At 44.0% G+C, this 2,290-nt stretch carries 2 protein-coding genes; both read right to left on the bottom strand.

The window, feature by feature from the left end:
* Window positions 1-243: 243 nt before the first annotated feature.
* A complete protein-coding gene (locus tag HMPREF9969_RS03155; protein WP_009434418.1) occupies window positions 244-714 on the bottom strand; it encodes an HU family DNA-binding protein in 471 nt (156 codons plus the stop codon).
* A 329-nt stretch (window positions 715-1,043) separates the two neighbouring features.
* On the bottom strand, window positions 1,044-2,290 hold a 1,247-nt coding region (locus HMPREF9969_RS12995; protein ID WP_009434417.1), incomplete at its 5' end, for a hypothetical protein.

Here is a 2,290-nt window from a genome sequence, read left to right as displayed (position 1 = left end):
AAGACATTAATTTCACAATTAATATAATCGATTGTCTTATTACAGAACGATTGATACCCTGAATCAACCTAATAAATGCTCCCGTGGTAAAAGCCGACACTAAAGAAAGCCTCCCCAAGCCCCTCCAAAGGAGGGGATGCCCCTAACCCTACTTACAGGCTCTCTGTCGTTTCAAACTATATCCAATAGGGACATCCCCTCCTTTGGAGGGGCTTGGGGAGGCTTCTTTTTGCGGGGTGGGGCTTACCCTGCCTGTGGTCCAGTGTGATCTTCACTCCCCTCTCCTTTTGGAGAGGGGGCGGGGGTGAGACTTTTCTTCTCCTTCCACTCTTCCCAATAAATATTATCAGACACCAACGAACGAGTGGCAACCTTATTGCTCTGTGTGCGCGAAGTCTCAGGAATGAAGCGCACACGAACGTTCTTTATTTGCTTTGCCGTCACCTCTTCAGACTTCGCAATGCCCTTATCAGCGTTGATGGTGTAGTAAAACGTACCAACGCCTTCCAGTTTCACCGTGCGACCCTCTGCCATAAAGGACGCCATCACTTCGCCTAAGTCTTTCAGCACAGCATACGTATCACCACGACTCACGGTCGAAATCAGTGCCAATCGGTCAGCCACTTGGTCGGTTGTTACAGGCTTCCCAACGGTTATCGCTTCCGGATACCATAGCCCTGTTAGCTTCTTCTTTACTTTCTTAAAAAATGCCATAATATTAATTTTTTAAAGTTGTAAATATAATATGTAAATTATTTTCTCATTCGAGCCACCCTCGGTATGGGACTGAGGGTACCTAAGTATCATACTTAGGGTACCTGAGTATCATACTTAGACCCCCTAAGTATCATACTTTGGCACCCTATTTATAAGGCTTTGATTATCAGCCACTTACAAAGTATCTATTTTGCCCTCTTTTGTCATGTTTTTTCGTATTAATTATCTACTATTGTTTATCAAACAGAGTAGAAGACAAACACTGATGGATATATCTTAGGTGTCGCCATTTTGAGGGTGATACCTATAAAAGGCAATTGTAAGTACTATTCGAATAACAGATCTACCCTTCCTCCTGCGTCGCGGTCATAGTAGTACACAGAGGCTTGATTAGCGAAGAAAATCATGCTATACGCAACACTACTTAACTGCGGGTAAGCACTTGACGACCAATAAAAACCATTTTCGTAAATAGCGTTCAGTCTACCAGAGGTGTATTTACCCAAGGCGGGCAGGTAGAAGTAATTGCCAGCCTCAGCAGCGGAAGGAAGAATCTTAGATACAGGCCAATTATTAGCATTTCCAACTGTTCGCCAATCACGTCCGTCTACTGCAGTATTGGCGTTGAATCCACTTATTTTTGCCCTTTTCTTAAACCACATGCCACCTTTATATAAGTGACCCATGGTTGTCCATAATTCGTCACCGTCCCAACGAGGATCACCCTCTGCGGCGTACCATGTCATTTCGTTCACGTTAGGAAGACTTGCGCATGAATGAGTAGCATTAAATGGTGCACCATTACCATCGTTGTAGTAACGAGGATCGGTGTTATTTCGAGCATAGTTAGCGTTAGTGTTATTCGTCAACACTGGCTGCCATGGATCTGCGCTATTCCATTCGTGACCTGCCCAATAATTCTGCTGAGCATCCCACATGTAATAATGGTCACCGTCGTAGTTCTTTATTTGCAAATCAGCTTCCATGTTGACATATTCATTCTTTGCAAAGGTATGAGAAGGAATAATTTTTGTGATAGTTCCCTCTACGTGTGTTGCAACATCCTTTACCCAGTAACGAATCCGTAAAGTGTGTGTGCCAGGCTTGATAACCATGTAAGCACCATTGGTTGTTAGGCTGGCAGAAGTGTTTGTTAAAGGGAAACCATTAGCATAAGCACCACTACCCTTGGTTTCAAGCACAATCTGCTTTCCGTTACCTGTTCCCGTTAATGCACCTGCACCAGTATCTGCGGTTGGGTCAAGTGTATAGGTATATGTGGATGCAATATCGTTATCTGATGTTACTTCAATCTTCGTGAGATAGCAATACTTTAGTACATCATTGCTTGTGTAAGGCTTAAAAACAAGGTAAGCAGCCTTGTGGTCGAGTGTAAACTCAAACTCGTGGCTTGTAGTGTTGCGTGTTGCCTTGGCTATACCGCAATCGCCTGAAGCGCCAAAGTGAGCGGTGGTGTTGGGTTCAGTTTGCGTTTGATTCGCAGAGATGGTTACTTGGTCTTGATTACCATTCTTGCCAGGGTAATAAACTTCGTATGAAGATTTGGCGGTGT

The sequence above is a fragment of the Prevotella sp. oral taxon 306 str. F0472 genome (genome assembly GCF_000257925.1).
In the GTDB taxonomy this organism is placed as follows: domain Bacteria; phylum Bacteroidota; class Bacteroidia; order Bacteroidales; family Bacteroidaceae; genus Prevotella; species Prevotella vespertina.
Note: the sequence above shows the minus strand (reverse complement) of the source record. Positions and strands in the feature narration are given on the sequence as shown.